Annotated in this window: 15 protein-coding genes; 5 read left to right on the top strand and 10 right to left on the bottom strand. The window is 72.2% G+C overall.

The genetic code is table 11. The annotated features are described in order from the left end of the window. Positions 1 to 10: 10 nt before the first annotated feature. Together OIE74_RS35165 and OIE74_RS35160 are read right to left on the bottom strand one after the other, a co-directional pair. The gene (locus tag OIE74_RS35165; RefSeq protein WP_443076317.1) at positions 11 to 1495 is read right to left on the bottom strand and encodes a 3-hydroxybutyrate oligomer hydrolase family protein; all 1485 of its coding nucleotides are present in this window, start codon (positions 1493 to 1495) and stop codon (positions 11 to 13) included. A 67-nt stretch (positions 1496 to 1562) separates the two neighbouring features. Next, complete coding sequence (locus OIE74_RS35160) at positions 1563 to 3071, bottom strand: extracellular catalytic domain type 1 short-chain-length polyhydroxyalkanoate depolymerase (RefSeq protein WP_329391039.1); 1509 nt, start codon at positions 3069 to 3071, stop codon at positions 1563 to 1565. Positions 3072 to 3421: 350 nt separating this feature from the next. On the opposite strand from OIE74_RS35160, the gene OIE74_RS35155 reads away from it, so the two are divergent. The 4 genes from OIE74_RS35155 (at position 3422) to OIE74_RS35140 (ending at position 9447) form a co-directional block, all read left to right on the top strand. Then, positions 3422 to 4279, top strand: coding sequence for a hypothetical protein (locus tag OIE74_RS35155; protein ID WP_329391037.1), 858 nt, complete (start codon positions 3422 to 3424; stop codon positions 4277 to 4279). Further along, entirely contained in the window at positions 4276 to 6444 is a 2169-nt protein-coding gene (locus tag OIE74_RS35150; RefSeq protein WP_329391035.1) for a bifunctional serine/threonine-protein kinase/ABC transporter substrate-binding protein, read from the top strand. Before OIE74_RS35155 ends, OIE74_RS35150 begins: the two co-directional genes overlap by 4 nt. Further along, positions 6444 to 8660 carry a bifunctional serine/threonine-protein kinase/ABC transporter substrate-binding protein gene (locus OIE74_RS35145; protein WP_329391031.1) on the top strand — a complete coding sequence of 739 codons (2217 nt, stop codon included), beginning with the start codon at positions 6444 to 6446 and terminating at the stop codon, positions 8658 to 8660. The genes OIE74_RS35150 and OIE74_RS35145 overlap by 1 nt, the downstream gene beginning before the upstream one ends. A gap of 109 nt (positions 8661 to 8769) precedes the next feature. Beyond that, a complete protein-coding gene (locus OIE74_RS35140; protein WP_329392547.1) occupies positions 8770 to 9447 on the top strand; it encodes a beta-glucanase in 678 nt (225 codons plus the stop codon). Positions 9448 to 9464: 17 nt separating this feature from the next. On the opposite strand, the gene OIE74_RS35135 is transcribed toward OIE74_RS35140, so the two are convergent. The 3 genes from OIE74_RS35135 to OIE74_RS35125 all read right to left on the bottom strand — a co-directional run bounded on the left by OIE74_RS35135 (position 9465) and on the right by OIE74_RS35125 (position 12556). Next, positions 9465 to 9704, bottom strand: a complete 240-nt coding sequence (locus OIE74_RS35135) for a hypothetical protein (RefSeq protein WP_329391029.1) — start codon at positions 9702 to 9704, stop codon at positions 9465 to 9467. Positions 9705 to 10673: 969 nt separating this feature from the next. After that, positions 10674 to 11606, bottom strand: a complete 933-nt coding sequence (locus tag OIE74_RS35130; RefSeq protein ID WP_329391027.1) for a serine hydrolase — start codon at positions 11604 to 11606, stop codon at positions 10674 to 10676. After that, positions 11603 to 12556, bottom strand: a complete 954-nt coding sequence (locus OIE74_RS35125; RefSeq protein ID WP_329391025.1) for a LysR family transcriptional regulator — start codon at positions 12554 to 12556, stop codon at positions 11603 to 11605. The genes OIE74_RS35130 and OIE74_RS35125 overlap by 4 nt, the downstream gene beginning before the upstream one ends. 167 nt (positions 12557 to 12723) lie before the next feature. Between OIE74_RS35125 and bla the strand changes: the two genes are divergently transcribed. After that, complete coding sequence (bla, locus tag OIE74_RS35120; protein WP_329391023.1) at positions 12724 to 13695, top strand: class A beta-lactamase; 972 nt, start codon at positions 12724 to 12726, stop codon at positions 13693 to 13695. 189 nt (positions 13696 to 13884) lie between these two features. Here the strand turns inward: bla and OIE74_RS35115 are convergent, their stop codons facing one another. From OIE74_RS35115 to hypF, 5 genes are read right to left on the bottom strand one after another with little or no spacing between them, the layout of a single operon-like run. Then, positions 13885 to 14607 (bottom strand): DUF6390 family protein, encoded by a 723-nt coding sequence (locus OIE74_RS35115; protein ID WP_329391022.1) that lies wholly within the window; start codon positions 14605 to 14607, stop codon positions 13885 to 13887. Positions 14608 to 14629: 22 nt separating this feature from the next. Then, positions 14630 to 15748, bottom strand: a complete 1119-nt coding sequence (gene hypE, locus OIE74_RS35110) for a hydrogenase expression/formation protein HypE (protein ID WP_443076316.1) — start codon at positions 15746 to 15748, stop codon at positions 14630 to 14632. Further along, positions 15745 to 16848, bottom strand: a complete 1104-nt coding sequence (hypD, locus tag OIE74_RS35105) for a hydrogenase formation protein HypD (RefSeq protein ID WP_329391020.1) — start codon at positions 16846 to 16848, stop codon at positions 15745 to 15747. The genes hypE and hypD overlap by 4 nt, the downstream gene beginning before the upstream one ends. Then, the gene (locus OIE74_RS35100; protein WP_329391018.1) at positions 16845 to 17141 is read right to left on the bottom strand and encodes a HypC/HybG/HupF family hydrogenase formation chaperone; all 297 of its coding nucleotides are present in this window, start codon (positions 17139 to 17141) and stop codon (positions 16845 to 16847) included. Before OIE74_RS35100 ends, hypD begins: the two co-directional genes overlap by 4 nt. A 43-nt stretch (positions 17142 to 17184) precedes the next feature. Further along, positions 17185 to 19767 (bottom strand): carbamoyltransferase HypF, encoded by a 2583-nt coding sequence (gene hypF / locus OIE74_RS35095; RefSeq protein WP_329391016.1) that lies wholly within the window; start codon positions 19765 to 19767, stop codon positions 17185 to 17187. Positions 19768 to 19769 lie beyond the last annotated feature (2 nt).

Here is a 19769-nt window from a genome sequence, read left to right as displayed (position 1 = left end):
TGTTCCGCACTCACCGGTCGAGCGGGCACCGGTTGAGCGACTCGGCCGGATCCGCTCCTTCGGGCATCGGCAGCGTACGGCTCGACGGCGGGCGCCGGCCGTCGTCCAGCCAGCGCTCCAGCGCGGTGACGGCGGAACGGTGACACGGCACCAGCGGGCGGAGCCGGTCGGGGAAGGTGTCGAAGAGCGAGTCGACGTGCGTGCCGCCCTCGACCCGGTAGTAGCGGTGCAGCGAACCCCGGCCCTCGCGGCGCACCATCTTCGCGTACGCGTCCGAGGTCTTGGAGATGGGCAGCAGCACGTCGAGGGTGCCGTGGAAGCTGATCAGCGGTTTGCCGATCCGGCCGGTCAGTTCGATCTTCCCGATCGCCTCGCGGACCGCGCCCGGCCGGGCGGTGTAGTCGTAGTCGGCGTCGCAGGCGGGTGTTCCCGGGGCGCAGAAGGGCGTTCCGGCCTCGGTGGCGCCGTCGTAGTCCGGGTCCAGTTCCTCGCGGTAGATGCGCTGGGTGAGATCCCAGTAGTACTGGTGGTGGTACGGCCAGAGGAATTCCGAGCCGGCCGGGAATCCGGCTGCCACGATCTCCCGGTGTGCCGCGCCGGCGCCCGCGCCGCCGGCCGCATAAGTGGGATACGCGCGCAGGGTGGGGGGCAGGAAGGTGAGGGGATTGGGGTCTTCCGTACGCCAGAGAGTGCCCTCCCAGTCGACGCCGCCGTCGTACAGCTCGGGGTGGTTCTCCAACTGCCACCGCACCAGATAGCCGCCGTTGGACATGCCCATCGCGAGTGTGCGGGACACGGGCCTTTGATAGCGCTGGGTGGTCACCTTCCGTGCCGCGACGGCGAGTTGGGTGACCCGACTGTTCCATTCGGCGAGGGCGTCGCCGGGCGCCGAGCCGTCGCGGTGGAAGGCGGCGCCGGTGTTGCCCTTGTCGGTGGCGGCGAAGGCGTAGCCGCGGGCGAGCACCCAGTCACCGAAGGCCCGGTCGTTGGCGTACTGCTCGCGGACACCGGGCGATCCGGCGATCACGAGACCGCCGTTCCAGCGGTCGGGCAGCCGGATCACGAACTGGGAGTCGTGGTTCCAGCCGTGGTTGGTGTTGGTGGTGGAGGAGTCGGGAAAGTAGCCGTCGATCTGGATGCCCGGGACGCCGCTCGGGGTGGCGAGGTCCTTCGGCGTCAGCCCCGACCAGTCGGCCTCGTCGGTGTGGCCCGAGGCGACGGTGCCCGCGGTGGTCAACTCGCCCAGGCAGGCGGCCCGCTGGTGTTCGGCGCCGGGTACGTCGAGCGCGTTCATCCGGGCGCAGTGGCCGGGCGGCCGGCCGGTGTCCGTGACGGCGGACGGGACCGCGGACGGGACGGCGGACGCCGGGATCGCGGGGGCGGAGACCGCCACCATCACGGCCGCCACGGCGACGCACGCGGCGTGCAAGCGCCGAACTGCCCCGGTGGACAGGGCCGTCGGGGCGGGTGGAACGTTCTGCGGGACAACTGGCATGGGTCATCACTCCGTTGCGGGGACACGGCACACGACATGTACGGGGCGGCGGGACGCTACCCGCCCGTCAGGGGCAGCGAGCGTCGGCGAGGGCGTAATAACCCGTCGGTGACTCCTTCAGCGTGCGGCTGACGAACGTGTTGTTGAGGCCCATGTTCTGGTTCGAGCCCTTGGCGTACACGTATCCCCCGCTGGTGGTCGCCCGGCCGGAGCGCACATGCTCGTAGTTGCTCGACGTCCAACAGGCCGCCGTCGCCCCGGTGGTACCGGCCGTGACCTGTGCCGAGCGGGCGCCTTCGACCCCGTCGGCGCCGTGCGCCGCGACGCTGTACGCGTGCGTGGCGCCGGCGCCCAGACCGCTGTCGGTGTACCTCGGCTCGGCCGGCCGGCCCACGCGCGTGCCGTCGCGGTAGACCGCGTAGCCGGTCGCGCCCGCCACCGGCTCCCACTCCAGCGCGATGGAGGAGCCGGTCACGCCCGTGGACCGCAGTCCGGCCGGGGCGGGCAGACCGCCGGGGTCCGGCGCGGCCGTGTCGAGTCCGAAGAAGCGGGTGACCCAGTGGCTGGAGCAGATCGAGTCGATGAAGTGGGCGGTGCCGGTCGCCCCGCACTGCTCCGCCCCGGTGCCGGGGTCGACGGGCGTGCCGTGACCGATGTTCGGCACCCGGTTGACCTCGACGGCGACGGTGCCGTCCCCGGCCAGATACTCGTCCCTGCGCGTGCCGTTGGGTCCGATGGTGGAGCTGCGGTCGGGCGTCTGGTCCAGGCCGTGCACCTGGGTCCACTGGTCGCGCAGTTCGTCCGCGTTCCTCGGGACGACGGTGGGGTCGTTGTCGCCCTGCCACACGGAGACCTTCGGCCATGGGCCGGTGTAGCCGGGGTAGGCGTTCCGTGCGCGCTGCGCCCAGTCCTGGGGCGTACGGTCGACGCCGGGACTCATGCAGGTGAAGGCCGCGAGGACGTCCGTGGCGCACTCGTACGGCAGCCCGGCCATCACGGCACCGGCCTTGAAGACGTCGGGGTACGCGGCGAGCATGACCGCGGTCATGCCCCCGCCGGCCGACAGTCCGGTGACGTTGACCCGGCCGGCGTCGGCGCCGTACGACGACACGGCGTGGGCGACCATCTGCCGGATGGACGCGGCCTCGCCCTGGCCGCGCCGGATGTCGGCGGCCTGGAACCAGTTGAAGCACTTGTTGGCGTTGTTGACGGACGTCGTCTCGGCGAGGACCAGCAGGAAGCCGTACCGGTCGGCGTAAGTGGTCAGGCCCGAGTTGTCGGCGTAGATCTGGGCGGACTGGGTGCAGCCGTGCAGCGCGACCACCACGGGCGCGTTCGCCGGCAGGGACGAGGGCCGGTAGACGTACATGTTCAGGCCGCCGGGGTTGGCCCCGAAACTCGTCACCCGCTCAAGGGCGACGGCCGCCTGTGCCTGGGGCGCGGGCGGGAGCAGCGCGATTCCGGTGGCGAGGGTGAGGGCGGCGGCGACGCGCCCGAGGACGCGGCGCAGGCGCCCCCGGCGACGTACGTGGGTGGGTGTCGGCTGATCCGGACGGGGCGGCGATACGTGGGACAACGTGACCTCCGGCGGCAAGGGCCCGGCCGCCGGCCCTCGGGGAGGACGGTGGCCGGAGTGGGGTGCGGTCACAGTAGGAGCGCGTGGTGCGGCACGGAATGTGGCGCCGCTCCACAACCCGGCCGCCACAGGGGGGCCGCCACCTGTTGCGGGGAGCACGGCCGCGGTGCTACGGCACGCCGCCCGGCTCTCAACCACCCACCGTCCGGGCGGTGTTCGAGCACGGTGTGTGACAGATGGGGTACGGCTCTGCCACGAGATCGTCAACGGGACGAGGGCTCCCGTACGTTGCTGCCTAGGATCGCCGAAGAGGCATGTCAGCGGATGGATCGTATGGGGGACTCGTGGTCGTGACAGGCCGATTGGCGCGCCTTGGCTGTGCCGTCGGGGTGTGCGTCGTACTCGCCGGCTGCACCTCCGACGGAGGCGACGAACCGCGGGAATCGGCGTCGGCGAAGAAGAACGGCGCCTCGGCGTCCCCGTCTCCCTCCCCGACCGAAGTCGTCGACATCTCCCCCGCCCGGCTCCCGAACACCCGGGCACAGGCGGACGTCCTGATCCGGGACGTCCTCCCCGGCCCTTCCGACTTCGGCCCCGGCGCCGTACGCAGGACTCCGTACGAGAGCGATCCGCTCCGCTGGCCGGTCCTCGGCGACGAGTGCGTCTGGGAGCAGCGGGCGCTCCCGAAGGGGGTGCTCGCCACGCTGACCCGCTCCTACGAGGTACCGGCGGGCGACGGCAGGGGCCCGCTCCGGCTGAGCGCCGTCGTCACGGTGCACCGCACTCCCGAGCAGGCCGACTGGGAGAACGCCGAGGTCCTGGAAGAGATGATGCGCTGCCCCGAACAGATGCTGCGCTCCGACGAGTTGATCACGAACCTGAGGAACGTCCCCGCCTCCTTCGGCGAGTCGGGGAACGAGTTCGCCGAGGACTCCCTCACCGAGCTGGGCAGCTATACGAGTACCGCGAAGGGACTGGGCGGCACCAACCCGTACATCTGGGAGCAGACCCGCATCGGCCAGTTCACCCTCGCCGTCTCCGCCAAGGGCGCCAAGGGCTGGTCCCAGGCGGACCTGTTCGACCGGCTGCGGGATCCGCACGTCGGCATGCGCTCCCGCCTGCGGACCGCGATCGAGCGCGACCCGTCCGGGCCGGGTGGCGACACGAAGGGTGACACCAAGGGCAATACGAGGGGCGACCGCCGATGACCGAGAAGCTCACCCCCACCGACCCGGCGCAGATCGGCGGGCACCGGCTGCTCGCCCGGCTCGGCGCGGGCGGCATGGGCGTCGTCTATCTCGGGCGCGCCGAGTCGGGGGAACTGGCCGCCGTCAAGGTCATTCTCCCCGAGTACGCCGACCAGCCCGAGTTCCGTGCCCGCTTCCGCCGCGAGGTCACCGCCGCCCGGCGCGTGGACAGCCCCTGGGCCGTGTCCGTCACCGGCGCCGACCCGGACGCGTCCGCGCCCTGGCTGGCCACCGCGTTCGTTCCCGGCCCCTCGCTCGCCGAGACCGTCGCGGCCTGCGGCCCGCTGCCGTCGCGCGGTGTACGCGTCCTCGGCCGGATGCTGGCCCGCGCCCTGACCACCGTGCACGAGGCGGGACTTGTGCACCGCGACGTCAAGCCGGGCAACGTGCTGCTCACCGTCGACGGCCCCCGCCTCATCGACTTCGGCATCGCCCACGCCACCGAGGAGACGGCGCTCACCTCGGCCGACATGGTCATCGGCACACCCGGCTTCCTCGCCCCGGAACAGGCGCGGGCCCGGCCCGCCTCGCCCGCGAGCGACGTCTTCGCCCTCGGCTGTCTCCTCGCGTACGCGGCCACCGGGCGCCCGCCCTTCGGGTCCGGCGCCGTGGACGCGCTCCTCTACCGCACAGTGCACGACGAACCCGACCTCGACGGCGTCCCCGAGGACACGCGCGGCCTTCTGGAACGCTGCCTCGCCAAGGACCCGGACGAACGGCCCACCGCCCGCGAGGTGGACGAGGCGCTGGTCGAGGAGACACCCCAGGACTCGGTCGACTGGCTGCCCGACGCGGTGGTACGGCTCATCGCGGAGCGTTCCGCCGCGATGCTCGCCCTCCCGGACATCGAGGCGACGGCCGTCGACGCGAAGGCGGAGGGGGCGGACGGGGCTGAGGGAGCCGCGAGGGCTGAAAGAGAGCCCGAGGACGCGGCGCCGACGCCACGTGCCGACGGCCGCCGCCGTTTCCTGCTGCTCGGCGGCGCCGCCCTGCTGGCCGCCGGTGGCGGTGGCGCCCTCTGGGCCGCCCAGCGCGACGACGGTACGCCGCCGGCCGCCGCACCCCCCGTCCGCCGCTGGATCCTCGGCGTCCAGGCCGACCTGACGGGCCCTCAGAAAGCTGTCGGGCAGGGCCAGGAGCGCGGGGTACGGCTGGCCGTGGAGCAGTTCAACTCCCGTGCGGACAAGCCCTTCACGCTCACTCTCAAGTCGGTCGACGACCGGGGCGACGCGACGCGCGCGGCCAAGGTGGCCCGTACTCTCGCCGCCGACCGCGATCTGCTCGCCGTCATCGGCTCGACCGGGGACGAGACCACCGGGGCGAGCCTCGGCGGCTACGACGAACGGCAGATCCCCCAGCTCACGGCCTCATCCGCGCAGAGCCCGTACGGCACGTCGGACCCCCGTCACTTCCTCCAGGCCGTACCCTCCTACACCCATCTGCCCGCGACGGCCGCCTTCTCGCTCCGGGCCCAGGGCGCCCGGCGGGTGGGCGTACTGATCGACCGCGGCGGCGGCATGCCCGCCTGGCAGCTCGGCAACACGATGTTCCAGAACCTCGGCGTCCTCAAGATCGCCGGTGAGCCGCGCGTCGCGCCACGGCTGGCCGAGGACCTCACGCCGGTTATCGCCGAGATGGTCGCGAACAAGCCGGACGCCTTCGTCTTCACGGGCACCCCCGCGCGGGCCGCCGCCGTCGCACGCGCCCTCGCGGCGACGGACTTCGACGGCCCGCGCGTGCTCGGCTATCCGGCGGCGGACAAGGAGTTCCTGACGGCAGCGGGCGCCGCCGCCGACGGCTGGCAGGTCTTCGCGCCGTACATCGACCCGTCGGCCGCCCCTGTCCGCGCCTTCGCCAGGGCCTACCGGAAGCGGTACGGCTCCGCGCCTCCGTACTGGGCGGCCGAGGCGTACGACGTCGCCCGCATGGTCATCACCCGCCTCACCGAGGCCGGCGGAAGGCCCTCGCAGCAGGAGCTGTTCGACCTGCTGCTGAAGGACGAGTACAAGGGCGTCGTCCGGTCGTACACCTTCGACAAGGAGTACCGCTGGCTGGAGAGTTACGAGATCTTCCGGTACGAGGTGAAGGGCGGCCGGTACTCCTACGCGGGCAAGGTCGGCCTCTGATGCGCCCCCTGGCGGCCGACGACCCCGAGGACATCGGCGGACACCGGCTGCTCACCCGGCTCGGCGCGGGCGGCATGGGCGTCGTCTACCTCGCCCGTACGGGGGGCGGTGCGCTCGTCGCGCTCAAGACGATCCACGCGCAGCACGCGGCGGACCCCGCCTTCCGCACCCGGTTCCGGCGCGAGGTGACGGCGGTGCGGGGTCTGACCGGGCGCTGGCTGGTGCCGGTCGTGGCCGCCGACGCGGAGGCCCGGGAGCCCTGGCTGGCCACGGAGTTCGTGCCGGGTCCCTCGCTGGTCGAGGCCGTCGACGGCTTCGGTGTGCTGCCCGTCGCCGCCGTACGGACCCTGGGATCCCGGCTGGCCGAGGCGCTGACCGCCGTACACGACGCGGGACTCGTGCACCGCGACGTGAAACCCGGCAACGTGCTCCTCGCTCTCGACGGCCCCCGCCTCATCGACTTCGGCATCGCCTACGCCGGGGGCGCCACCGTGCTCACCGCGCCCGACGCCGTCGTCGGGACGCCCGGCTTCCTCGCGCCGGAGCAGGCGCGGGCCCGCGCGGGGGAGGTCGGACCGGCGAGCGACGTCTTCTCGCTGGGCTGCGTGCTGGCGTACGCGGCCTCCGGCCGGCGCCCGTTCGGCGGCGGGAACGCGGCGGGTGTCCTCTTCCGCACGGTGCACGAGGAGCCGGACCTGGCGGAGGTGCCCGGCGAACTGGAGACACTGATCCGGGCGTGCCTGGCCAAGGACCCGGCCGAACGGCCGACGGTCAGGGAGGTCGCGGCCACGCTCGACGACCCGCGCGTCTCGCTCGCGCGGAACATCTCCGGGGGCCGGGACGAGGGCTGGCTGCCGACCGCGCTCCTGCGCGTGGTCGCCGAACGCTCCGCGCGGGCGCTGGACGTGCCCACGCCCCGGCGAGCTATAAGGCCGGAGACGGGCGACGACGCGCCTGGCGCGGGGGATTCGACGTCCTCCGGTCCACAGGACGCCCGCCCGCCGACCCGGCGGCGGGTCCTGCTGATGGGGGGCGCGGCGGCTTCCGTGGTCGCCGTCGGCGGCGGGGTCACCGCGTATCTGACGGCGGGGCGAGGGAGCGACGGCGGGGCGGGGGGTTCGAGGGGCTCCGGCGGTGGCCTGCCCGTGCACACGCTCGGCTTCCAGGCGGACTTGAGCGGCTCGGACAAGGCGGGCGGCGTGGCGCAGGAGCGCGGGGCGCGGCTCGCCGTGGAACAGCACAACAAGCGTGCGGGGATCACTTTCCGCCTCGCCCTCAACACCGTTGACGACCGGGGCGATGCGGCTGGTGGCGACGAGGCGGCCCGGGGTCTCACCGAGGCGGGGGTGAGCGCGGTGCTCGGCCTCGGCAAGGCGGCCTCGGCGCTCGCCGCCGCTCCGGTCTACGAGGAGGCCCGCACGGCGATGGTGCTGATCTCCGCAGACGGCGCCGAACTCACTGGGTCCGAACCGGACTTGAGCACGGTGCGTGTCACCCGGGGTCCCGAATCGACGCTGGCCGTGCCACTGGTGTCGTATCTGTCGTCATTGCCGAAGGTCGACCGCACCGCTGTCATCGACGACCTGGAAGCGGGCCAAACAGGCTCGGACCTCACCACCTTGGTCAGGCGGTCGCCGCCCGGCGGGGGCGAGACAAGCGTCCATTCCGTCGAGGCCGACAGCAACGACTTCGCTGCCGCCGTGCGCGACGCCCTCGCGGCGAAGGCGCAGGCCGTCGTCTTCAGCGGCACATCGCCGGAGCGCGCCGCACGCTGCGCCCGCGCGCTCGCCGAGGCGGGCTTCACCGGGCCCCGGGTGGGCATCTGGCACAGCATGGGCCCGGCCTTCCTCCAGCAGGCCGGAACCGTGGGCAGGGGCTGGGTGTTCGCCGCCCCCTTCACCGACCCCGACAGCGTGTCCGGCACCTTCAGGGCCGCGTACCGGAAGAAGTACGGTACGGGACCCGGGCGTTGGTCCCCGGAGGCGTACGACGCCGTGGGACTTCTCGCCCGTACGCTCAGGAATCTGGGCGGGACGGCCGACATCGAACCGGGTGCGGTGGCCCAGCGCCTCTTCGACGCCGAGTACGGCGCGTACAAGGGAATCGCCAAAACCCTCCGCTTCACCACGGACGGCACCAACGCCCTGAAGGCGGAGGAGCCCGTGTACTCCCTGTTCCAGGCGGAGGAGCAGGGCTTCCGCCTTCTGGACCGGTAGGACGCGATCGACCAACTGTGCGGTCGTTTATGGCGTTTCGTCGGCCGTCGCCGTAGGTACGTATGCGGGGTGCGGGGCGGTGCGGTGCGAGATCGAGGCGGTCGACGTCATGTGCGGATCCTCAGATACGGCCGACGACGGCCAACCGGTGTTCACGGCGGACTTCTCGTCGGAGGACCAGTGGGTGGCCGGCCACTCGTGGGCCTATCCCGGCGGCGGCCCGACCAACCCGGGTGACAACAAACTGGATTACCTCACCCCGGACCCCGCGTACAGCAGAAGCGGTGTCTTCCGCGCGACGCGGAGGCCCCAAGGCACCTGGTACACCGGGCTGTTGACCACCGAGGGCAGCCCGGACGGCTTCATGCTCCGTACGGGAGACGTCCTGGAAGCCCGGGTCCGTCTCCCCCACGAGCAGGGGGCCTGGCCGGCGATCTGGACCTGGCTGGACGGTGGGAACGAGATCGACGTGTTCGAGTACCACCCGGACAACCCGGATCTGCTTGAGCTTTCGAACCACGTGAACGGCGGCCAACGCTACTACCGCGACCGGGCGATCCGCCCCGGCGCCTGGGTGGACTTCGAAGTCCGCCTCGGGGCCCGCTCGGTCGACTGGCACATCAACGGCACGCGCGCGTTCGCCGACCGCACGGGTGTGGGCCGGGACTGGCGGGCCCATCTGATCGTGAACCTCTCGGTCTGCGCGGGCCGTTACCACCCACGCCCGGATCCGGCCACGAAGGAGATGTCCTACGAGGTGGCCGAACTCCTCGTGTACCGCCCCTGATTCACGGTCAGTCGCCGTCAGTCGCCGAAGAGGCCGCCGAGAAGCCCGCCGAGCGGGTCGGGGTCCTCCGACGGGGGTTCACTGGGCTCGCCGGACGGTGTCGGTGTGCCGGTGTCGGCGCTCGGTGACGGCGGGGTCGTGGTCCCGGGGGCGCTCGGGCTCCCCGACGTCGCGGAGGGCGATACGGCGCCGGTCTCCGACGGGAGCGGCTCGGCCGAACCGCTGCCACCGGACCGCGCACCGGCCGTGGACTCCACGGCTTCCACGCTCCGCCTGGTCTCACCCGGCCCCGGTCCACCGCTCCGCCCTGGTCCGCCCTCCGGCGCGCCCGACACCGAATCCACGGGAGCGGGCGTGGTGTTGGCCGGATCCTGACCGTCGCTCTCGGCGACCCCGGGTATGGACAACCAGGGCGGCGCCGAACCTCCACCGATCACGGCAGCCCCAAGGACAACGGCACAACAGACACCGACACCACCCAAAACCCACCCGACCCGCCGCGCGCGCTTCCGGGGAGGGTGGGACGTGTCGTCGTACGCAGGGGCCGCCACGGGCTCCGCGGACACGGCTTTGATCTCGCCGACGGCGGTCACGGTGGCAGCGGCCTCGGCCGTGGTCGCAGCCGGGGCGGGCCCGAGCCCGGTCGCACCGCCCGACTCGCTCCCGCTCGCTGCCGCGACCGAGGGCCCGGACTCCGCCGAACCCACGGGAGCGGCCTCAGCCCCGTTCGCCACGACGGACGAACCCGGCTCCACCGGCCCCGCAGGCACAGCCACGCTCTCGACCGTAGCGGTCACGGAGGAGGCAGGCGCACCCACAGACGCCGGCTCGACGGGTCCGGGCCCACCCACTCCGCCCGACTCGCTCCCGCTCGCTGTCGCGACCGAGAGCCCGGACTCCGCCCCGCTCGGCAACTCGCCATCGCCCCGCGCCCGTTCATCGCCTTCCGCCTCAGCAACCGGCACCGGTTCGCTCGGTGTCCCCGGATCCTCGTGGTGCTGAGTCGCCTCCGCAGCCATCCCGGCGACCACCCGTTCCAGCCGGCCGAGTCGGTCGCTCAGGTCCGACTCCTCCCGCTCGGTATCGCCGTCTGCTCGGTGCTCTTCCACAACCGCCCCGCTCAGTGCTTCCCAGTCGTACGACGGACATCCAGCATCGCCGATGAGACTAGTACTACCGCATCAACGGCCACCTCCCCGAGTGGACGACAGGAACCAGGCCCGGCGCTACGGACTCGGCCGCCCCCGGAGCCCACCGGCAGCACGCGGATCACGGCTGCGCAGCGCGTCGATCGCGATGCGCGCCGTCGTTCCGATGACCGCGTCCGCCGCGGGCAGCGCGGCGGCCGGGCTGGCCGCGCGGGTGAACACCGCGACGGCGTAGCGGCCGTGGTCGGGGTACTCGATGACGCCCACCTCATTGCGGAGGGTCGGCGCGCTGCCCGTCTTGCCCGCGACGTGGACCTCGTCGAAGGGGAAGCCGGACGCCAGCCGGTGGGGCCACACCTGGAGGCCGAGCAGGCGGCGTACGGCAGCGCCGTGTTCGGGGCCGCACGCCTCGTCGCGCCAGATCGCGCCGAGCAGCCGGGTCATGTCGCGCGCGGTGCTCCGGTTCGTACGCGCCGGGTCGAGCGCGCGCAGGCGGGCCAGGACCTGGGGGTCGGCCAGGGCCTGCGAGCCGCCGTGGCCGGCGTCCTCCCTGATGGTGGTGAGGAACTCGCGGAAGGTCTGGACGGCGCGGGTACGGGTGAGCCCGAGGCGCTCGGTGGTGGCATTGACCGCGTCGAGGCCGACGCGCGCCAGGAGGAGTTCGGCCGCGGTGTTGTCGCTGACGGCCATCATCAGATAGGCCGCGTCGCGCAGGGAGAGCCGTGCCGGATCGAGCATCGCGGAGAGTCCGGTGGGTCCCGCCGTGCGGTCGCCGGCGGGTGACTCGGCCTGCTCCGTCAGGGCCAAGTGCCCCGCTTCCGCGTGCTGATGGAGCGTGACGAGCAGCGGTAGCTTGTGGACGCTCGCGGTCACCACGGGCTGGTCGGCGCCCACGCCGATCTGGACGCCGGAGTCGATGTCCACGGCGTGCAGCCAGCCGGTGACACCGGCTTCGGCGAAGGCTGCGCGAATGCGGTCGCGTGCGTGGGTGCGGGCGGGGGGCTCGGTCATATCCAGTACTCCGCCGCCGGGCGCAGATGCAGCGGACCGGTGGACAGGTCGGGGTCGGCGGCGGTACGGCCCAGGGCGTCGGTGACGGTGTCGGCGAAGGCCCGTACGGCGGCGTCGCCCCGCCCCTTGGGCCAGGCGGCCGAGTGGCGCCGGGCCAGCGGGGCGCCGGTCAGCGGCCGCCAGCTGAGGTCCGCGTCTCCGGCGTGGTGGGCGTCGCGTGGGCCGAAGGCGACGGCGCGGCTGGACAGGAGCAGCCCGCGTATGAAGCTCGGCCCCTGGCCGTGCCTGACGGCCGCGGGGGTGTAGCCGTGCCGCGCGCACGTGGTCAGGAGGTCGTCGTGGACGGCCGGTGCGTGGGCGCGCGGGAAGAGGATCAGGTCGTATCCGGTGAGTGCCGCGAGCGGGACCGTTTCGAGGCGCGCCTCAGGGGCGTCGTGCGGCAGCAGGACGCCGAGTTCGTGGCGCAGGACGGGGCCCAGCTCCAGCCCGGACACGTCGCAGGGATGGTGGATGAGCCCGACGTCGAGTTCGTGCGAGGCGAGCCGGGTGAGCTGCTCGGACGTCTGCGACTCGTGCAGTTCCAGCTCCACCCCCTGCGCGCGCTCCTGGAATCCGGCCAGGATCGCCGCCACGGTCTCCCCCGTGATGTCGGGCGGCAGCGCGGCGCGCAGCAGCCCGCTGTGGCCGTCCTGGATACGGCGGGCCGTGGCCATCAACGCCTCGGAGTGGGCCAGCAACTGGCGTGCCTCGTCCAGAAGGAGCGCGCCTGACTTGGTGATCGCGACCTGTCTGCTGGAGCGCTCGAAGAGACGTACGCCGAGTTCTCGTTCCAGCCGCTGGATGCGCTGCGACAGGGGTGGCTGGGCGACACCGAGTCGCTGGGCGGCGCGGCCGAAATGTAACTCTTCCGCAACAGCCACAAAGCACTGGAGGTGCCGTATCAGGTCCACGACCAGCGATCATATCGATGGTTGATCGATCCATGAGCGATATCGGTCTTGGACGTGAACGGACGGCCGTTGATCTCCTCGGGGCGTAGGAGGTACGGACCACCAGGCTCCCGCCTCCGTGTGAAGCGCCCGGTCACAGCCCCGCCCCGAAGGGAAGCCGCCACCGTATGTCCAGCCCCGCCCGTACTCGTATCCAGGTCCCCCGCCGTGCGGCACTCGCCGCCCTCACCGGCCTCGCCACGATCCCCCTCGTCGGGTGCGGCAACGGCTCCTCCGACAACGGATCTCCGTCCCGTTCCGGCTCCACACCCTCGAAGTCGGGCCCGGCCCCGTCCGGAAGCACCTCCACGACCGACCCGAGGACGGCGCGCGCGTTCGCCGGGCTTGAGCGGAAGTTCGACGCGCGGCTCGGTGTCTACGCGATCGACACGGGCAGCGGCCGGTCCATCACCCATCGGCCCGACGAACGCTTCGCGTACGCCTCCACCTGCAAGGCGCTGCTCGCCGCCGTGATGCTGGACAGGAACTCCCTCAGACAACTCGACCGCCTGGTCCGGTACGACCGCGACGCTCTCGAAGGTCATTCGCCGATCACCGAGCGGCATCTCGCCACGGGTCTGACCCTGCGAGAGCTGTGCGACGCGGCGGTCCGCTACAGCGACAACGGTGCGGCCAACCTCCTCTTCGACGAGATCGGCGGCCCCAAGAGCCTCGAAAGGGCCCTGGTCGGCATCGGCGACCGCGTCACCCGGTGCGACCGCTACGAGGTCGAGCTCAGCGACGCCGTCCCCGGCGATCTCCGTGACACCAGCACCGCCCGCGCGCTGGCCACCGACCTGCGTACGTACGTCCTCGGCGACACCCTCCCCGCCGGCAAACGGGCCGTGCTGACGGACTGGCTCAAGCGCAACACCACCGGCGACACGGTGATCCGCGCGGGCACCCCCAAGGGCTGGCAGGTCGGTGACAAGACCGGCACCGGAGGCTACGGCACGCGTAACGACATCGCCATCGTCTGGCCGCCCAAGGCCGATCCGATCGCCATCGCGGTCCTGTCCCGCCGCGATGTCAAGGACGCCGAGCCCGACGACGCCCTCATCGCCGAGGCCGCCGAAGTGGCCCTCGGCGTCTTCGCCTAGGGCGTGTTTTAGAAGTCCCGTCTGGCCCACGACGCCTGGCACGCACGCTCGCCGCGTTGTCGGAGTCATCCAAGTACGTCCGGTCCATCTACGGGGCTGATCCTCCGCCTTGCGATCGCACGCACCAGACGCCGTGGGCCCCGCCCAGTGGGCGGACGACGCTACTTCTCAAACACGCCCTAGGACCACTCACCCCGTCGCGGGTACATGCTCCGGCGCCGCGAGCCGGCGCGCCTCGATCGACTCGACGCGTGCCGCCTGGGTTGCGGTCAGCACGTCGCACACCCAGTCCCAGTGCAGCGCCACGAGGTCGCCGGGAGCCGGCCCGGCGATCAGCGAGCGGCCTCCCGTCGACCAGCGGACGGACTCATCGCGGGGCGGGCCGGGCGTCAGGGCCGTCCCCGTCCAGGTCAGGGGGCGGGACTCGACCGTGGCCGTTTCGCCGGAGACCGAGCGGACCACGCCCGTCCTGATTCGGCACCGGTCGAGGACCGACAGCGCCGTCGGATTGCCGGATGCGCGCAGCAGCTCCGCCCAGGGGTAGACGTCGAAGACCTGGAAACTGTGATGGGCGACCGCGCGGTCGGCGGCGGCGCGCCAGGTGCCGCCCTGCTGGCCGCGGAAGCGGTCGCGCATCCGGGCCAGCAGGGCCGCCGGGTCGGCCAGGTCCAGGAGGTCGTTGCCGATCCAGTACGCCTCGACCACGCGCTCGTCGAGCGGGTCGTCGATGCCCGCCGTCTCGGCGAGGAATTCGAGATAGCACCAGGCCCCGTCGAACTGGCGGGCGCCGCGCTCGATGCCATCGGGGTCGGCGGGGCGGAGCAGCGCCGCGGAGTCCGCCGGGCCGCAGTAGCCGAGCTCGTTGGGCGGGTAGGCGTACCGCGCGAAGAGGATCGCGCCGCGCTCACTCATCGCTCACTCGTCCCTCGCTCATTCAGCAGATCCTCGGGAGCTGTTCGCCGACGGGGAGAGGGACGACCCGCGAGCCGCCGAGCCCGGTTCTGGCCACCACCATGCCGGGGTGTTCGGGCACGCAGGTGCCGATCCGGCGGGCCGCGCCGCCCAGAGGGTGCGCCTGGAGGGCCGCGAGGACCTCGTCGGAGCGGTCGCCCGGCACGATCGCGATCAACTTGCCCTCGTTCGCGACCTGGAGCGGGTCGAGCCCGAGCAGGCTGCACGCGTCGCGCACGGTGCCGGGCACGGGCAGGTCCCGCTCGACGAGTTCGACGCCGACGCCCGATGCGGTGGCGATCTCGTTCAGCGAGGCGGCGACGCCACCGCGTGTGGGGTCGCGCAGAACGTGCACGTCGGTGCCGGTGGCGAGCATCGCGGCGACGAGACCGTGCAGGGGCGCGGTGTCGCTCTCGACCGTCGTACCGAAGTCCAGGCCGTCCCGGCAGCTCATGACCGCCACGCCGTGGACGCCGATGTCGCCGCTGATCAGTACGGCGTCCCCGGGCTCGGCCCGGCGCGGGCCGATGTCGACACCCGCGGGGATCACCCCGATCCCGGAGGTGTTGACGTAGACACCGTCCCCGCTGCCGCTGTCGACGACCTTGGTGTCGCCGGTGACCAGCCTGACCCCGGCGGCTCGCGCCGCCGCGCCCATGTCCTGGGCGATCCGGCCGAGTTCGGTGAGCGCGGTGCCTTCCTGGAGGATGAACGCGGACGACATGAAGAGCGGTGTGGCTCCCGACATCGCCAGGTCGTTGACGGTGCCGTTGACGGCGAGGTCCCCGATGGAGCCGCCTGGGAAGAACATCGGTCTGACCACGAACGAGTCGGTGGAGAAGGCGAGCCGGGTGCCGCCACCGACGGTGAGCACGGCCGAGTCGCCCAGTTCGGGCGCGGCGGCGGAGCCGTAGGCGGGGAGGAACAGGTGCTCGACCAGCTCGGCGGACATCGCACCGCCGCCGCCGTGGCCCATGACGACCGCCGGGGTCGCGCGGAGGGGAACGGGGCAGGTCCAGCTCTCGAAGTCGAGGCCATTGCCGGCGGCGCCGGTCGCCGGGGCGGTCACAGGCGCGGGGACGTGGTTCGTCGTCTCAGTCACTTCGCATCGACCAGTTCGAGCCGGCGGTAGGTGAAGTACGCGGCGCACGCGCCTTCGGAGGACACCATCGTGGCGCCGAGCGGGTTCCTGGGGGTGCACTCCTTGCCGAAGGCCGCGCACTCGTGGGGCTTGATCAGCCCCTGGAGCACATCGCCCGACCGGCACAGCGACGACTCGGCGGTACGGATGCCGGCCACGTCGAACCGGCGTTCGGCGTCGAACTCCGCGTACTTCTCGGACAGTCGCCATCCGCTGCCCGGGATCATTCCGATACCGCGCCATGTCCGGTCGGTGATCTCGAAGACGTCCCGCAGCATCTCCATGGCGGGGAGGTTGCCCTCGTCACGCACGGCGCGGGGGTAGGCGTTCTCCACCTCGTGGCGGCCCTGTTCGAGCTGGAGAATCGTGCGGCGGACCCCTTCGAGGATGTCGAGCGGCTCGAATCCCGTGACCACGATGGGGACTTGGTACTTCTTCGCCAGCGGCGGGTACTCGGAGGTCCCCATCACACTGCACACGTGCCCGGCGGCGAGGAACGCCTGCACCCGGCAGGCGGGTGACTCCATGATGGCCGCGATGGCGGGCGGTACGAGCACGTGCGAGACGAGCAGGGAGAAGTTCCGTACGCCGAGCCGCCGTGCCTGATGGACCGTCATGGCGTTGGCGGGGGCGGTCGTCTCGAAGCCGATGCCGAAGAAGACGACTTCCTTGCCCGGGTTCTCACGGGCCAGTTTGAGCGCGTCGAGCGGGGAGTACACAACGCGTACGTCACCGCCCGCGCTCTTCACCGAGAACAGGTCCCGGTCACTGCCCGGCACCCGCAGCATGTCGCCGAAGGAGCAGAAGATGACACCGGGGCGGGCGGCGATCGCCAGCGCCCGGTCGATGATCTCCAAGGGGGTCACGCAGACCGGGCAGCCCGGCCCGTGGATCATCTCGACCCCGTCGGGCAGGAGTTGGTCGATGCCGTGCCGGATGATCGAGTGTGTCTGGCCGCCGCAGACCTCCATCATGGCCCAGGGGCGGGTGGTGGCCGCGTGGATCTGGTCGACCAGCCGCTTGGCGAGGTCCGGGTCGCTGAACTCGTCGAGGTACTTCACTTGACCGTGCCTTCCGCTGATTCGGGCTGTCCGGCCGCGCGTTCGAAACCGTCGCCGAACTCCTCCTCCAGGAGCCCGAGTCGCTCGAAGTTCGCGAGTGTCCGCAAGGCCGACTCCTCGTCGAGCCGCTGGATGGCGAATCCGACGTGGACGACGACGTACTCGCCGATCTCCGCGTCGGGGATGTACTGGAGGCAGACCTCCTTACGTACGCCGCCGAAGTCGACCTGGGCCATCAGGGCGCCGTCGACCTCGGACGTGCTGAGCACCCGCCCGGGGACTGCCAGACACATGGTGTCTCTTCCTTCTCTCTGGATGGGGTGATCTGACGTGGAGTCAGCCGGACGCCGCGATCAGCAGCTGGCCGAAGGCGATTCCGCCGTCGTTGGGCGGCAGCAGACGGGGACGGAGGACGGTGAAGTTCTCCGCTCTCAGCGCCTGTTGAGTCGATTCGAGCAGTAGGGCGTTCTGGAAGACCCCGCCGCCGAGAGCCACCACGCCGAGCCCCGTACGGTCCCGGCACAGCTGCGCCAGCTCGACGGTGAGGGCGGCGACGGCGGCGTGGAAGCGGGCGGCGATCAGCTCCGGCGGAAGGCCCGCACGTACGTCGCGGACCACCGCGCGGATCACCGGAGCGGGGTCGGCGACGAGAGGCTCATCGGCACCCGGTTCGGCCGGCACATCGAGCGCGAAGACGTAGCCGCCGCTCGCGGCGTCGTCCGGCGCCGATCTGGCCAGGCCCTCCAGCGCGATCGCCGCCTCAGCCTCGTACGCCGCCTCGTGCCGTACGCCCGCCAGTGAGGCCACCGCGTCGAAGAGCCGGCCCATGCTCGACGTCGGCACACAGCCGAAGTCCGTCGCGAACTGATGGGCCAGCACGTCGCGTTCCTTGGCCGGGCACGCAGCGACGGCGGGCAGTTTCTCGTCCCAGGCGATCCCGGCGGCGTGCAGATGCGCGAGAGCCATCCGGTAGGGCCGCCGCACGCTGGCGTCGCCGCCCGCGAGCGGTACGTACGCCAGGTGCGCCGCCCTGCGGTACGACTTGTAGTCGGCGATCAGCGTCTCGCCTCCCCACACCGCCCCGTCGGGGCCGTGGCCGGTGCCGTCGTAGGCGAAGCCGATGACGCTCTCGCCGGGTCCGATTCCGTGCTCGCCGAGCACGGACGCGATGTGCGCGTGGTGGTGCTGCACGGTGCGTACGGCCCGGCCCTTGGCATGCGTGCGGGCCCAGGCGCCGGAGCGGTAGCCGGGGTGGGCGTCGGCCACGAGCTGTCCGGGTTCGACACCGGTCAGCAGGCCCAGATGGGCCGCCGTGCCGGTCAGCGCGTCGACCGTGGAGAGGTCGTCCAGGTCGCCGATGTGCTGGCTGACCCAGGCGTAGCCGCCCTCGCCGAGCGCGCAGGTGTTCTTCAGGTCGGCGCCGGTGGCGAGCAGCGGCGGGATGTCGAAGGGCAGAGCCAGGGGCAGCGGGGCGTACCCGCGCGATCTGCGCACGGGCAGCTCGGCGCCCGCGACGAACCGGCTGACGGAGTCGTCGCACGGCACCCGGATGGGGCGGTCGTGCCGCAGCCAGGCGTCCACCAGCGGCGCGAGTTCGGTCAGCGCCTTCGTGTCGTCGGTGACGATCGGCTCGCCGGAGCGGTTGCCGGAGGTCATCACCAGCGCGTCGGGGCCGGGGGCGTCGTCGCCGATGCCGAAGAGGAGGACGTGCAGGGGGGTGTACGGGAGGAGCACGCCGAGGTCCGGACTGCCGGGCGCCACGGCGTCCGCGAGACCGGCGCCGGCAGCGGTCTCGCGGCGCGGCAGCAGCACGATCGGCGCCCGGGGGCCGGCGAGGAGCGCCCGTTCGTCGTCCGTCACCGTCACCAGCTCTTCGGCGGCGCCGAGGTTCGCGACCATGACGGCGAAGGGCTTGCCGCCGCGGTGCTTACGGCTCCGCAGTTCGGAGACGGCCGCCTCGTCGCGGGCGTCGCAGGCGAGGTGGTAGCCGCCCAGACCCTTGATAGCGACAATCTTTCCCTCGGCGAGCAACCGCCGTGCCACGCGCAGCGCCTGCTCTCCCTCGCGGACCACCTTGCCGTTCGCGCCCACGAGTTCGAGACGCGGACCGCAGGCGTGACAGGAGATCGGCTGGGCGTGGAAGCGGCGATCGCGCGGATCGCCGTACTCCGCCCGGCAGTTGTCGCACATCTCGAACGCCGCCATGGTCGTCGCCGCGCGGTCGTAGGGCATCCCGGTGACGATGGTGAAGCGCGGGCCGCAGTGGGTGCAGGTGATGAAGGGGTGGCGGTGGCGCCGGTCGGCCGGGTCGCGCAGTTCGGCCAGACAGTCCCGGCAGACCGCGGTGTCGGGCGAGACCAGGGTGCGGACGCGGCCGGCGGCGCGGGAGTCGGCGATGACGAACTCCGCTCCCCCGGTGGGCGGCTGGTCCGTCTCGGTCACGGACTCCACAGCGGCCGGCGGGGGCGGGCCTGCCCGCAGCCTGCGGCCGAACTCGGCGACGGATTGAGGATCGCCCTCCACCTCGGCGACAACGCCGGAGCCGGTGTTGGCCACGGACCCGGTGAGCGCGAGTTCGGAGGCGGTGACGTAGACGAACGGGCGGAAGCCCACTCCCTGGACGACACCCCGCACCTCGAACCGGCGCCGGACAAAGGGCTGTTGGGCTTCGACTGCCGCCGGCTCCTCGGCGCCGCTGCCCATCAGCTGGAGTCCGGACAGCGCTTCGGCCGCCTTCGCCTCGTCGATGATCTCCATCGCGAAGCCCATGTGCAGCAGGACCCAGTCACCGGCGGCCGGGGGCGAGTCGAGCATGCCGACGTTGATACGGCGCCGGGCACCCTCCACGTCGACAAGGGCGAGCTGGTCCGCGTACCCCTCGACGATCTCCACGACTCGCCCGGGGATGCCGAGACACATGA

The organism is Streptomyces sp. NBC_01716 (assembly GCF_036248275.1).
GTDB lineage: Bacteria > Actinomycetota > Actinomycetes > Streptomycetales > Streptomycetaceae > Streptomyces.
This window is presented reverse-complemented; position numbering and strand designations above follow the sequence as displayed.

Excerpts from the sequence above, each read along its gene's own strand:
- OIE74_RS35165 (WP_443076317.1), bottom strand. The coding sequence starts at position 1,495 with ATGCCAGTTGTCCCGCAGAACGTTCCACCCGCCCCGACGGCCCTGTCC.
- OIE74_RS35150 (WP_329391035.1), top strand. The coding sequence starts at position 4,276 with ATGACCGAGAAGCTCACCCCCACCGACCCGGCGCAGATCGGCGGGCAC.
- OIE74_RS35145 (WP_329391031.1), top strand. The coding sequence starts at position 6,444 with ATGCGCCCCCTGGCGGCCGACGACCCCGAGGACATCGGCGGACACCGG.
- OIE74_RS35140 (WP_329392547.1), top strand. The coding sequence starts at position 8,770 with ATGTGCGGATCCTCAGATACGGCCGACGACGGCCAACCGGTGTTCACG.
- OIE74_RS35130 (WP_329391027.1), bottom strand. The coding sequence starts at position 11,606 with ATGACCGAGCCCCCCGCCCGCACCCACGCACGCGACCGCATTCGCGCA.
- bla (WP_329391023.1), top strand. The coding sequence starts at position 12,724 with ATGTCCAGCCCCGCCCGTACTCGTATCCAGGTCCCCCGCCGTGCGGCA.
- OIE74_RS35115 (WP_329391022.1), bottom strand. The coding sequence starts at position 14,607 with ATGAGTGAGCGCGGCGCGATCCTCTTCGCGCGGTACGCCTACCCGCCC.
- OIE74_RS35100 (WP_329391018.1), bottom strand. The coding sequence starts at position 17,141 with ATGTGTCTGGCAGTCCCCGGGCGGGTGCTCAGCACGTCCGAGGTCGAC.
- hypF (WP_329391016.1), bottom strand. The coding sequence starts at position 19,767 with ATGTGTCTCGGCATCCCCGGGCGAGTCGTGGAGATCGTCGAGGGGTAC.